This is a genomic window from Pseudoduganella namucuonensis, from assembly GCF_900116645.1.
GTDB classification, from domain to species: domain Bacteria; phylum Pseudomonadota; class Gammaproteobacteria; order Burkholderiales; family Burkholderiaceae_D; genus Rugamonas; species Rugamonas namucuonensis.
In genome coordinates, this window is sequence record NZ_FPBO01000006.1 from 19,526 (window position 1) to 31,802 (window position 12,277).

The following is a 12,277-nucleotide window of genomic DNA, read 5'->3' on the forward strand; positions in this document are numbered from 1 at the left end:
GTCAAACCGCCTCGGCGATCTGCTTCCAATCGCCGCCGGACAGCTCCAGCAATTTGCCGCCCAGCTCTTCGAATTCGGTGGCGCGGTCATAGCATTCCACCTCCTGCGAATAGCCCGTCACGGCGTTGACCAGGCTATACCCGGTCAATTCACGCTCCCCGAACAGGTGCCGCAACACGCCGGCGCTTTCGGTCTCGTTCAGCGCATAGCGGTTGGCCAGCACTTCGACCGCCTTGACCGGATTGCCGACCATCTTGATGCCGATGGTCTTGCGCAGCTTCTCCGACACCAACTCGAAGGTCGCTTCCGACACCGCCGTCTTCACCAGGTCGCGCACCTTGAGGAAGATGGCCGTGTCGTCCGCCGCCAGCGTGTCGTCCTGGTACACCAGCACTTCCTCGTCGTCCGAGACCAGGTTGCGACCCGCGTGATTCTTGCGCATGCCGCGGTCCTGCACGATCAGGCCGTTGCTGCACACCAGGCGGAACAGCAGCGGTTCCACCCGCAGCGTGCCGCAACCGATTTCCGAGTTGCTGACGATGACACCCGCCTGCACCACGTCGCCCGGCACCACCTCGCACTGGATCCTGGAACTGACCACCTTGATGTACAGCTTCTTGCCGGTCAGTTCCACCGACTCGAAGCGCGCGCCGGGCAGCTCCTGCAACACCGGTACGATGCTCTTCGCCAGATCGAAGTTGTCGAGCCTGCGATAGCGCGTGGACAGGAACGCGCGGGCATGGCCGTCCAGGGTCCGCACGAGATAACTATCCGGTGAGTTGACCTTGAGCCAGCCGTTGACGTTCTGGTCCAGCAGTTCCGGGTTGTATTCGCGCATGCGCTTGAAGTACGACAAGGGAATGTCGAGCTTCTTGGCCAATTGCCCACACACGAAATCATCCAGCGGATAGCGCACTTCACCGCCGGCCTCGTCGATCACCAGGCGAAACTGCCCGGAGGGCGTGGTGCAGCCGCGCATCTTCTTGGCCGGCACGATCAGGTCGCGCTTGGCCGCCGCCTGGCGTTCGAGTTCGGCCGCCAGGTCCATCAGGGTGCATCCTGCTTTCATGATGATTCTCCAGTCATAAAAAACGCGGACGGACCATCCCTGCCGGGGACGGTCCCCGCAGGGTTGAACTACACGGCATCGCTGCCGCACCGGCGCTTGCGCGCCGAACCAGTGGCCTTGCGGCCGACCACCACCACTTCACCAAAACCTACGCCGCCAGGTCCTCGTGCGCGGCATGGCGTTCGGACACATTGGCCCAATCCGCACCCGCGCTACGGGGGATGAACACTTCGGCCTGATGGCCTTCCCCGTGACGGCAGCACTTCATGTAACGCCTCGCCAGCCCATAGGCGGCGGCCTGGCCGTCGAACATGGCGTCGGCGTCGTTATCGCCGTAGATGCGCAGCCGCGTCACCTGGTCCGGAATCCAGATGCGTTCCAGGTTGCTTGCGCTGATGCCCACCCATACAGGCTGGCCGGTGCGCTTCCGGATCGCCAGACCTGTCTCGACGCCCTCGCATACCGACAATTCGCCGGCCGGCTCGCCCAATCGGATGGCGGCGCCGTTCACGCCGCCACACAGAAGCTTCTTCGATTCGGCACCCAGCGCCTTGCGGCCGTCCTGCAGGTAGGTTCGCAGGAGCGACACCACCTGTCCGCCCTGGTCCTGCACCACCGCCACCAGCGCCGGATAGTTGCGCACCAGCTTCGGTTTGCCGCCGGACGGGTCCAGCTCGTAATAGCCCAGCGCCGGATGCAGGCGCAGCATGTCCGGGTAGCCGTCCATGCCGACGCCGCGGAACCTCAGATAGCGGTCAACCTCGTCGCCCGAGGTGATCGTCCGGGACTCGGACAGGATGCGATGCACCAGCCTGCGCGCATCCTTGAGCGGCCCGGGCGCCTGTGGCGACGCCGGCAGCAACCCTAAGCTCTGCTCGACGCGCCGCAACGCGGTGCCGGCGTTCCAACCGAAGTAGCCCATCAACAGCTTGAAGCCGCCGCCGACGCCACAGGCACGGCACACGTAGTTGCCGTCGCCAAACTTATCGGTGTACTGGAACCTATCGGTGCCGCCGCACGCCGCGATCGGGCATGGCTGATTGCGCCGGTTCAGCACTTTCCCGTCGACGCCCAGCGCACGCAGGAGCGGTGTCCAGCGTCCGAAGGCACTGGCACGCGCGGCCTGGAACCGCCGGTCGAACTCTTCCTGCTCGGGTGTCATAGCGCCTCCTGTTCCTCATGCGACTTCAACCTGGGAGAACAGGTCGCCGCGTTCGTCGCGCCGGCGCATCTGCTCGTTGATCCACTGGGGATTGGCCGCCAAGTGATCGGCGACCCATTCCGGGTTGGACATCACCGCGTGCCGCACCCATGCGGGATAGCACGCCAGGGACGCCTCGAACCAGTGCCGCAGATGGGCGCCAATCCAGCCGCGCACCTCCTCCGGGTCGCAGACGCCCACATAGGGCAACCGCGACAGGGGACTGCACGCAACCACGCGCATGCAATTGACGAACGAAAACGGCTGCCGGTCGCGCAGTGCGTCTGTGAACACCCAGCGCACAAGCTCGAACTTCTCGGCCAACGGCGTGCTCGGAATTTCCAGCAGGCGTACCTTGCGCAGCAGCCACCAGTGCAGGCCCACCACTTCTTCCTCGCTGAACTCCTCGACCGGCTCGTCGTCGAGCAGGTCCAGTGACGCGCACGCGCGCCCGGACAAATCGGCATCTTCGATCTGGGAAATATCTTCCACGATTGCCTCCGTAAAAAATGAACGGGACAATCGCCCGCATGGGAGCTTGTCCCATGGGGAGTGACAGGGGTTGGTTACCCTTCATTGACATGCTGGCTGTGCTGCCACGGCAAAACCGTTTTCGATGGGCTGCCAGCTACCATCGGGAAAATCGGTACGGCGCGCGGGGCGCCGCTGCAAGCACTGTAGGCAGCGATGCGGCCGAAGTCAAATTCTGTGCACCGGATTTACGCGCCCGCCTCCTTGCGGCGCGATGGCGCTGGAGGTAATGCGAAAACAGGGGCGATTTAGGCGGGGTTTCCACTATGGCGAATCGTCGCGGCGGGCTACGCTCGGGGACACCGCATATTCTTGGGGGGATCCGATGAACGCGCAAACCGACACCCCGATACTCGTCAGTACCGGCCACGGCGCCACCAACCGCAAGCTGCTGGCGCGCCAGTCGGCGGCGAAAACGGACCGCATTGAATCGGCCAGCAGAAAGGTGGGCATTACGCTCTGTAGTCCCGAGGGCAAGCGCCTGTACCTGCGCTGCTTCGAGATCAGCCAGATCAACTTCCACTACATCACCGTGTTCGCCCGGATGAAGGTCGCCGACACGGAAGTGGAGCGCATCGAGCGCGAGTTGCGGACCATGCTCGACAGCCGTCTCACGCGCCTGAACCAGGCCCTGGCGGACGCTGAGGCCAAATGCACGGCGAACGGCATAAGCCAGCTCGCCACCTACGATGTGGAACCGCTGGCCTTCGAGGCAAAGGTCTTCTCGATGCTCGACCGGCGGCTCCTGGAACTGATCGAAAAGGTAGACCAGCTCATGCCCATGCTGGAGACGCTGTGTATAGACGAGGTCATTACGCCAAGCCAGCTGATCATTGAGAAATCGAAGTTCAAAAAGACAGTGCGTGGAGCAGCCAAGGCCGCCCGTATTGTCAGGGGAGCGCTCGAACACCGGGCCAATTTGCATGCTCCCGTACCTGCCACGCCCGAGGCCTCCACATCGACCGCCCCGGCGACGTCGATCAACGAGGGCGCCATAGCACATCCGCACGGAGACGGCACCCGGGGCGATTCCGGCTTGGCGTGAAAATGCGGTATTCGCTCTGCGATCAAGGAGAACGCGCGTGGATGTACGGGTAATCCGGTGCATAGAAATTTGACATTATTCCCATACCATCTAAATTGCAGATGCAGTAGCTGGCCCTGCTGAAGTGGCGAGCATCCATATCCAACAGGCAAAATTATGCTCCGCCTTCGACCTGGTCTCGCCAGGGAGGATGAGTAACGTCATCGCTTCCCCGATTTGCGTACGAAGGTCGTACACGTTTTATTAGATGGCTTGCCCCATCCCATTTCTTCCATTTTTCGTGGCCGACTACCAGCCATCCTGGTCCGTCGTTTCCACGCCTACCTGACTGAAATCGTACATCTCGTCCAAGCGTTGGTACGGGCGCACCTACACATTAACAAGGAGGCGTTATGCCGGTCGAAATCGATATGAAGGACTACGTTTTGAAAATAAATCAAGTGATGGCGATATGTGGAAAATCGCGATCCGCCATCTACAAAGAGATACGTAAAGGACTGTTCCCCCGTCAGCTCAAGCTTACATCCCGCTCGGCCGGATGGTCGAAAAACGAGATCGAGCAATGGCTGGAAGAGCGCAAACGTGATCGCGACCAAGCGCCGCTACAGCCGTACTCGGCCCGGTCAGAGATTCTGCAAAAGCAATTTTCCAGTAGAGCTGGAACGCTGCTGCACCGGTTGACAACAACGCGTTGAACTCAATCCGACACGTAGCAACCGCTGTCCGCGAAATCCAATCGTCCGCACAGCGGCACCCGGCGTTCCGCTTAGCGGTACGCCGCGTTCCCCAGCCACCTTCCTCTGCTCCGCAATCAACTTCGCTAACCAGTCACCAGGTCGATGACCTGACTTGGCTCCCCAATTGCAGTTGTGTTCGCCCGCAAGCATGCCGCCACAGGCAGGCACGCTAATTCAATCGCAACCCGGCTTTTTTGTCTCCCGTGAACAACTAAATCTCAAGAAAAATGAATTCGTATGAAGCACGACAGAAAGCTCGAAACACAAAACAAGTGCCGGCAATTTCGAAATAATGGCAAATATTTTCCCTGGAAAAAAAACCTGAGACTCCGTACTTTTTCCGTACTTTTCTCCGAAGAATAAAAAAAGCCTACGTCGTGAAAACGTAGGCCTTTGATTTTAAAGCGAATTCTTGGTGGGAAGTGCAAGTTTCGAACTTGCGACCCCTGCAGTGTGAATGCAGTGCTCTACCCCTGAGCTAACCTCCCGAAGTGCACGCATTATAGCGTACGATTTGCGTTTGTAAAAGGGTCAAACGCGACTTTTACGCGGCGGCCGCCAAGGGCGCCAGCGAAGCGCGCCAGATGCAGCTGCCCTTGACCGCCTTGTCCAGCCCCGACAGCGTTTCCTCGTGCGCGGCCAGCTCCTCGTCCGAGGCGCGCACCACGATCACCTCGGCCAGCGCGATCTGCTCCAGCGCCACGCCCCCCTCGGACACCTCCTCCTCCACGTCCATGCCCAGGCTGTTCTGCCCGCGCGTCATGGCCAGGTAGACATCGGCCAGCAATTCCGCGTCCAGCAGCGCGCCGTGCAGCTTGCGGTGGGCGTTGGAGATGCCGAAGAAGTCGCACAGCGCGTCCAGCGAGTTGCGCTTGCCCGGACGCATTTCCTTCGCGTTCACCAGCGTGTCGATCACGCCGCTCACGTGGTCGTCGAACGGGGGCAGCTTGGCCAGCCGGAACTCGTGGTTCAGGAAGCCCATGTCGAACGGCGCGTTATGGATGATCAGCTCGGCGCCCTGGATGTATTCACGGAACTGCTGGGCGATCTCGGCGAATTTCGGCTTGTCGCGCAGGAATTCGGTGGTCAGGCCGTGGACGTTCAACGCGCCCTCTTCCGAATCGCGCTCCGGGTTGATGTAGACGTGGAAATTGTTGCCGGTCAGCGCGCGGTTGAACAGTTCGACGCAGCCGATTTCAATGATGCGATTGCCCAGCTTGGGGTTGATGCCGGTGGTTTCGGTATCGAGTACGATTTGACGCATGGATGTATTGGGTACGTGGAGTTGCGGGAAACTTGGCGAGCCGCGCAGTATAGCAAAGCGCGGCGTGGCGACCTTATTTGCGGCGCACGGAGTCGACGCCGCGGTTGGCCAGCACGTCGGCCCGCTCGTTGCCCGGATGGCCGTTGTGGCCGCGCACCCAACGCCAGTCCACCTTGTGCACCGATTGCGCCAGGTCCAGCGCCTGCCACAGGTCGGCGTTTTTCACCGGTTCCTTGCTGGACGTGGTCCAGCCGCGCTTTTTCCAGCCATGTATCCACTCGCTGATGCCCTTCTGCACGTACTGGCTGTCGGTGTGCAGCACCACGTCGCAGGGGCGCTTGAGCGCGTTCAGCGATTCGATCACCGCCTGCAACTCCATGCGGTTGTTGGTGGTGTTGTGCTCGCCGCCGAAGATTTCCTTCTCCGCCTCGCCCGCCACCAGCAGCGCGCCCCAGCCGCCGGTGCCGGGATTGCCCTTGCATGCGCCGTCGGTAAAAATCTCAACCTTATCCATCCTGCCGTTCCTGCTTTCTGTTGGTGCTGCTTGTTCTGTTGGTCACCGGCACCGCCACCGGGGCCTTCGCCGATTTCTTCCATGCCGGCCCGATCAGCCGCATGCCCTTCACGCGCTTGATCGCCTGCACCATGTACACGGCGCCCAGATAGGGCCACCAGCGCGGGCCGGCGCGGTCCATGAAGACGTAGCGCTGCAGCCATTGCTCGGTGCGGCACGCGGGCGCGTAGCAGCCGAAATGGCTGTGCGTCGCGCCCATATTCAGCAATTTTAACCAGTCTTTCATACGGGGCATAGAAATGAATTCGCCGGCCGGCGGCAGAAAGTGCGATCCCGTGACCCGTCCCGTCAGGTGGCTCAGGCCCCACAGACTGCGCGGATTGAAGCCGCAGATGATGACCTGGCCCTCGGGGATCAGCACCCGCTCCACCTCGCGCAGCACCTGGTGCGGCTCGGCGGCGAACTCCAGCACGTGCGGCAGCACCACCAGGTCCAGGCTTTGCGAGGCGAACGGCAGCTCGGCGTAGTCGAAGGTGACGGCCACCTGGCGCGCGGCGGCCGTGTTGCCGGCGCGCGGCCGCGGCCGGGTGTCTGCCAGCCATTTGCTGGGCATGCGGTTGGCGGCCAGCGCGTCGATCTGCGGCATGCCGATCTGCACCGCGTTGTAGCCGAAGATGTCGGCGGTGAGCGCGTCGAGCAGGGACTGTTCCCAGGCGCGGACATAGACGCCAGCGGGCGTTTGCAGCCAGCTGTCCAGCGCTATAATGGATTTTTCGGATGCAGCGTTATCCATGCCACTTCTTCCCCGACCCCATGACTCCTACCGCCCCACGCCCGCTCAGTGTCCTCACGGTGCCCGCTTTCAATGATAATTACCTGTGGCTGATACATGACGGCGTCCACGCCGCCGCCGTCGATCCGGGCGACGCCGGCCCCATCCTGGCGGCGCTGCGCGAACACGGCCTGCTGCTCACCGCCATTTTACTCACCCACCACCATGCCGACCACATAGGCGGCGTACCCACATTATTGCAGCATTACGCGGTCCCCGTCTTCGGGCCGCGCCATGACGGAATCGCCGCCGTCACCAGGCCGCTGTCCGAGGGCGACACGGTCGACGTGCCCGGCCTGGCGCTGCGCCTGTCCGTGCTGGACGTGCCGGGCCACACGCGCGGCCACATAGCCTATGTGCGCGACGGCGACGCCGAAGGCGGGGAACCGTGGCTGTTCTGCGGCGACACGCTGTTCGCCGGCGGCTGCGGCCGCCTGTTCGAGGGCACGCCGGCGCAGATGGTCGATTCGCTCGACAAGCTGGCGGCCCTGCCCCCGGCCACCAAGGTCTTTTGCGCGCACGAATACACCCTGTCCAACCTGCGCTTCGCCAGCGCGGTGGAACCGGGCAACGAGGCGCTGCGGGCCCGCGTGGAGGCGGACTCGGCCAAACGGGCCAGGGGCGCGCCCACCGTCCCCAGCACGATAGGCGTGGAACGCGACACCAATCCCTTCCTGCGTTACGCTGAGCCTGCGATCGCGGCGCAGCTGACGGCGGCGGGCAAGCTGGAGGGCGGCGAGGCGCCTGTGGCCGTGTTCGCGGCTTTGCGGCAGTGGAAAAACTCTTTCTGAGGGCCAATATGAAACTGGTGCGGTTTTATTTCGATCCGGTCAGCCCCTATTCCTGGCTGGCCAGCAAGGACATCCGCTGCATCGAGGCCACCAACGGCGTGGTCGAATGCGTGCCGGTGCTGTTCGCGGGGCTGCTGAAGGCGCACGGCCAGAAAGGGCCGGTCGAGGTCCCGGTCAAACGTGTCAACACCTTCCGCGACGTGATGCGGCTGGCGGCGGAGATGGGGTTGCGCTTCACCGGGCCGCCCGGGCACCCCTTCAACCCGCTGATGGCATTGCGCATGAGCATGGCCATCACGGACCTGGCGGAGCGGCGGCGCTTCACGGTGGAGATGCTGGCGGCGTGCTGGGAGCGGGGGCTGGACGTGTCGTCGTCCGAGGTGCTGATCGTGCTGGCCAACGAGTGCGGGCTGGACGGCGAGGCGCTGGCGCAGGCGGCGGTGACGCCGGAAATCAAGCAGGCGCTGACGGCCACCACGGCGCACGCGGTCGAGGCCGGGATGTTCGGCGTGCCGACCTTCGAGTTCGAGGGGGATTACTTCTGGGGCGCGGACCGCATCGACTCCCTGCTGTGGCGCATGGCGGGGAACCGCATCGACGAGGCCGCGTTGCGGGAATTCCTGGACCGCCCCGCGCTGGCGCAGCGCAGGGCGGAACAGCTGGGTTGAGGCGTTCCTAGATCTCTTCGTACAGCGGCAGGGTCAGGAACTCGGCGAAGGCGCTCGAGGTCGACATTTCCTCGAAGATCTCGGCGGCGCGCTCGTAGTTCGGGCTCTCGCCGTCCGGCGCGGTGGCCTTCACTTTCGGCAGTTCCTCGTCGATCATCTTGCGCACGATCTCGGCGGTCACCTTGGTGCCGTCGTCCAGCACGCCTTTTTCCGAACGGATCCACTGCCACACCTGCGAACGGCTGATCTCGGCGGTGGCCGCGTCCTCCATCAGGTTGTGGATGGGCACGCAACCGTTGCCGCCCAGCCAGCTGCCCAGGTAGTGGATGCCGACGTTGATGTTGTAGCGCAGGCCGGCCTCCGTGATCGGGGTCTCGGGCTGGAAGTTCAGCAGGTCGGCGGCGGTCACCTCGACGTCGGGGCGCTGCTTGTTGATCTGGTTGGGCGCGTCGCCCAGCACCTTCTTGAACTCGCCCATGGCCAGTTCCACCAGGCCCGGGTGCGCGACCCAGCCGCCGTCGTAGCCGTCGGTCGCGTCGCGCGCCTTGTCGTTGCGCACGCCGCCCATGGCGATCTCGTTCTTTTCCGGATCGTTCTTGATCGGGATCAGCGCGGCCATGCCGCCGATCGCCGGCGCGTTGCGCTTGTGGCAGGTCTTCAGCAGCAGCAGCGCGTAGGAACGCATGAACGGGGCCGTCATCGTCACCTTGGCGCGGTCGGCCAGGCAGAAGTCCTTGTCCAGCTTGAACTTCTTGATGCAGGAGAAGATGTAGTCCCAACGGCCGGCGTTCAGGCCCGAGCTGTGCTCGCGCAGCTCGTACAGGATCTCGTCCATTTCGAAGGCGGCGACAATGGTTTCGATCAGCACGGTGGCCTTGATGGTGCCTTGCGGGATGCCCAGCTCGTCCTGGGCCATCACGAAGATCTCGTTCCACAGGCGCGCCTCCAGGTGCGATTCCATCTTCGGCAGGTAGAAGTACGGGCCGGCGCCGCGCGCCAGTTGCTCCTTGGCGTTGTGCACCATGAACAGGGCGAAGTCGAAGATGCCGCCGGAGATGCGCTTGCCGTCCACCAGCACGTGCTTCTCGTCCAGGTGCCAGCCGCGCGGACGCACGACCAGGGTCGCGGTCTTGTCGTTCAGCTTGTAGGACTTGCCGTTCTGTTCCAGCGAGATGGTCTTGCGCACGGCGTCCATCATGTTGATCTGGCCGGTGATCTGGTTGTCCCAGTTCGGGGTGTTGGAATCCTCGAAGTCGGTCATGTAGCTGTCGGCGCCCGAGTTCAGGGCGTTGATGACCATCTTGCGTTCGACCGGACCGGTGATTTCCACGCGGCGGCATTCCAGCGCCTTGGGGATCGGGGCGATGGTCCAGTCGCCGGCGCGGATGTGCGCGGTTTCCTTGAGGAAGTCCGGACGCTCGCCCTCATCCATGCGCTTGGCGCGCACCACGCGCGCGGCCAGCAGTTCCTGGCGGCGCGGCTCGAATGCGCGCGTCAGCTTGGCCACCAGGGCCAGGGCTTCGGGCGTCAGCACGCTCTCGTAGCCTGGCTTGATGGCGCCCGTTATTTCCATGCCTGCTGGCAAAGTGATGGTGGCTTGCGTCATGTTATCTCCGTTCTGCGGTAAGGGGGGAATCCTCAGTATAGGCGCTTAGCGCCCACATCGTTTTTGCAGTATATTCACTAATTAGTTATGGAAACAAGACTAAAAATCACTTCATCCATGCGTTTTTTGCACAAATAAGGAAACTCCTCGGCATGGGACAGTTCAGACAGATCTCCACTTTCGTCGAGGTGGTGGCCAAGGGCAGCCTCTCCGCCGCGGCCCGCGCGGAAGGCATAGCGCCCGCCGTTATTGGGCGCAGGCTCGACGCGCTGGAGCAGCGGCTGGGGGTCAAGCTGCTGCAGCGCACCACCCGCAAACTGGCCTTGACCAACGAGGGCGCGGCCTTCCTGGAGGACTGCCAGCGCATCCTCAACGACCTGGAGGACGCCGAATCGGCCGTGGCCGAACGCAGCGCGCGCGCAACAGGCCACCTGCTGGTGTCGGCGCCGGCCGGTTTCGGACGCCAGCACGTGGCGCCGCTACTGCCCTCCTTCCTGGCCGAGAACCGCGACGTGCGCGCCACGCTGAACCTGAATGACCGCATGGTGGACCTGATCGGCGAGGGCGTGGACGTGGCGATCCGCATCGCCACGCTGTCCGATTCCAGCCTGGTGGGCGTGAAACTGGCCGACAATCAACGGGTGCTGGTGGCGACGCCGGCCTACCTGAAGCGCCACGGCACGCCGCGCACGCTGGACGACCTGGCCAAGCACAACTGCCTGGCCATCAGCAGCGACGGCAGCCAGCGCGGCTGGACCTTCCGCCACGAGGGCAAGATCGTCACGCTCAAGGTCGGCGGCAACATGGGCTGCAACGACGGCGCGGTGCTGCACGACTGGGTGCTGGCGGGCAAGGGCCTGGCGTGGCGCTCGATGTGGGAGGTGGGCGGCGACATCGAGGCGGGACGGCTGCACACGGTGCTGGACGAACACGCGGCGCCGGGCAACGACATCTACGCGGTGTTTGCGCAGCGCAATCACCTGCCGCTGAGGATCAGGGCCTTCGTGGACTTTTTGCGCAGGAGCTACGCGCAGGCGGGCTATTGGCGCAAGGCGTAGGGCGAAGCAAGCGCAGCTCGGTCCGCCGGATGCGCGCCCTACGGCAAAAGGTACGGGCGAAAAAAAATCCTCGGAAACCGAGGATTTTCTTATCTCGTAAGATTCAGCGTATTACAGAGGCTGAATGTTCGAAGCTTGCTTGCCTTTAGGGCCGGCGGTAACTTCGAAAGAAACGCGTTGGTTCTCTTGCAGCGACTTGAAGCCAGCGGTTTGGATCGCCGAGAAGTGAGCGAACAGATCTTCGCCGCCTTCGTCAGGGGTGATGAAGCCAAAACCCTTCGAGTCATTGAACCATTTTACGATACCAGTTGCCATTACAATTCCTATTTCAGTTAAGTTGGGCTTGCGCCCGTGATATCGTTTGAAGCAAGTAAGAAATGACAGACAAACTGCACTACTCTTGAATCTAACGATCCCGCATTATACCGAATAAAACGAGAAAAGATCGTCTTCACGAAAATAAATGCAAAGATGTGACTCAGTGAAAGCAGCCCATCTCCCGAGCACAAATTCGCGCGGCATGTGTGTCACTATAGACAAGATTTACAGGAAGCGGTTGAGGAATATCAAAAGTGCGCGGGTGCGCAAGCCCATTAGAGGTCGAATTCGGGGGCTTTGGGGTCGCGCGCGGCCCAGTCCAGGTACTGCGCAATCCGCGCCGCCAGCGCCGGCCATTCCGGCGCGTCCGCGGGCCGTTTCCCCAATAACGGCCGCAGTTCCTGCTCCAGACGGCGGGCCTCGGCGCCCAGCACTTTGAAGCCGAAAGTGCCCGCCGAACCGGCTATGCCGTGCAGCAATGCATGCAGTTTTTCAAGCGAGTCAAGGTCCGCGTCTTCGTTGCGGCAATGCGACACGGCGGTGGAAATCGCCTCCATCGCGCCCGGCACGGTGGCGCCATACCGCTCGCCGAGCGCGTCCAGGCGCGCCCTGAAATCCGGATCCACCAGGGTCGCCATGGCCG

The 12,277-nt window shown here is 62.8% G+C and carries 14 protein-coding genes and 1 tRNA gene; 5 read left to right on the forward strand and 10 right to left on the reverse strand.

The window, feature by feature from the left end; all coding sequences use genetic code 11:
• Position 1 precedes the first annotated feature (1 nt).
• From BM436_RS08235 to BM436_RS08245, 3 genes are all read right to left on the reverse strand, one after another.
• Positions 2-1,069 carry a DUF932 domain-containing protein gene (locus tag BM436_RS08235; protein WP_093555036.1) on the reverse strand — a complete coding sequence of 356 codons (1,068 nt, stop codon included), beginning with the start codon at positions 1,067-1,069 and terminating at the stop codon, positions 2-4.
• A 148-nt stretch (positions 1,070-1,217) separates the two neighbouring features.
• Positions 1,218-2,231, reverse strand: coding sequence for a DUF7146 domain-containing protein (locus BM436_RS08240; RefSeq protein WP_093555037.1), 1,014 nt, complete (start codon positions 2,229-2,231; stop codon positions 1,218-1,220).
• 15 nt (positions 2,232-2,246) lie between these two features.
• Positions 2,247-2,762 (reverse strand): hypothetical protein, encoded by a 516-nt coding sequence (locus BM436_RS08245; RefSeq protein WP_093555038.1) that lies wholly within the window; start codon positions 2,760-2,762, stop codon positions 2,247-2,249.
• A 364-nt stretch (positions 2,763-3,126) separates the two neighbouring features.
• On the opposite strand from BM436_RS08245, the gene BM436_RS08250 reads away from it, so the two are divergent.
• Positions 3,127-3,846, forward strand: coding sequence for a DUF1845 domain-containing protein (locus BM436_RS08250; protein ID WP_143133011.1), 720 nt, complete (start codon positions 3,127-3,129; stop codon positions 3,844-3,846).
• A gap of 392 nt (positions 3,847-4,238) precedes the next feature.
• Positions 4,239-4,541, forward strand: coding sequence for a helix-turn-helix transcriptional regulator (locus tag BM436_RS08255; protein WP_218164830.1), 303 nt, complete (start codon positions 4,239-4,241; stop codon positions 4,539-4,541).
• A gap of 455 nt (positions 4,542-4,996) precedes the next feature.
• Here BM436_RS08255 and BM436_RS08260 read toward each other — a convergent pair.
• The 4 genes from BM436_RS08260 to BM436_RS08275 all read right to left on the reverse strand — a co-directional run bounded on the left by BM436_RS08260 (position 4,997) and on the right by BM436_RS08275 (position 7,154).
• Positions 4,997-5,071, reverse strand: a tRNA-Val gene (locus tag BM436_RS08260).
• A 56-nt stretch (positions 5,072-5,127) separates the two neighbouring features.
• Entirely contained in the window at positions 5,128-5,847 is a 720-nt protein-coding gene (gene dnaQ / locus BM436_RS08265) for a DNA polymerase III subunit epsilon (protein ID WP_093555040.1), read from the reverse strand.
• Positions 5,848-5,920: 73 nt separating this feature from the next.
• The gene (gene rnhA, locus BM436_RS08270) at positions 5,921-6,361 is read right to left on the reverse strand and encodes a ribonuclease HI (protein WP_093555041.1); all 441 of its coding nucleotides are present in this window, start codon (positions 6,359-6,361) and stop codon (positions 5,921-5,923) included.
• Positions 6,354-7,154, reverse strand: a complete 801-nt coding sequence (locus BM436_RS08275; RefSeq protein WP_093555042.1) for a class I SAM-dependent methyltransferase — start codon at positions 7,152-7,154, stop codon at positions 6,354-6,356. Before BM436_RS08275 ends, rnhA begins: the two co-directional genes overlap by 8 nt.
• A gap of 20 nt (positions 7,155-7,174) precedes the next feature.
• On the opposite strand from BM436_RS08275, the gene gloB reads away from it, so the two are divergent.
• The gene (gene gloB, locus BM436_RS08280; protein ID WP_093555043.1) at positions 7,175-7,984 is read left to right on the forward strand and encodes a hydroxyacylglutathione hydrolase; all 810 of its coding nucleotides are present in this window, start codon (positions 7,175-7,177) and stop codon (positions 7,982-7,984) included.
• Positions 7,985-7,992: 8 nt separating this feature from the next.
• Positions 7,993-8,652, forward strand: a complete 660-nt coding sequence (locus tag BM436_RS08285; protein ID WP_093555044.1) for a 2-hydroxychromene-2-carboxylate isomerase — start codon at positions 7,993-7,995, stop codon at positions 8,650-8,652.
• Positions 8,653-8,659: 7 nt separating this feature from the next.
• On the opposite strand, the gene aceB is transcribed toward BM436_RS08285, so the two are convergent.
• Positions 8,660-10,258 (reverse strand): malate synthase A, encoded by a 1,599-nt coding sequence (aceB, locus tag BM436_RS08290; protein WP_093555045.1) that lies wholly within the window; start codon positions 10,256-10,258, stop codon positions 8,660-8,662.
• A 152-nt stretch (positions 10,259-10,410) separates the two neighbouring features.
• Between aceB and BM436_RS08295 the strand changes: the two genes are divergently transcribed.
• Positions 10,411-11,316 carry a LysR family transcriptional regulator gene (locus BM436_RS08295; RefSeq protein WP_093555046.1) on the forward strand — a complete coding sequence of 302 codons (906 nt, stop codon included), beginning with the start codon at positions 10,411-10,413 and terminating at the stop codon, positions 11,314-11,316.
• A gap of 111 nt (positions 11,317-11,427) precedes the next feature.
• On the opposite strand, the gene BM436_RS08300 is transcribed toward BM436_RS08295, so the two are convergent.
• Positions 11,428-11,631 (reverse strand): cold-shock protein, encoded by a 204-nt coding sequence (locus BM436_RS08300; RefSeq protein ID WP_093555047.1) that lies wholly within the window; start codon positions 11,629-11,631, stop codon positions 11,428-11,430.
• Between the two features lie 278 nt (positions 11,632-11,909).
• Positions 11,910-12,272 (reverse strand): Hpt domain-containing protein, encoded by a 363-nt coding sequence (locus BM436_RS08305; RefSeq protein ID WP_093555048.1) that lies wholly within the window; start codon positions 12,270-12,272, stop codon positions 11,910-11,912.
• Positions 12,273-12,277 lie beyond the last annotated feature (5 nt).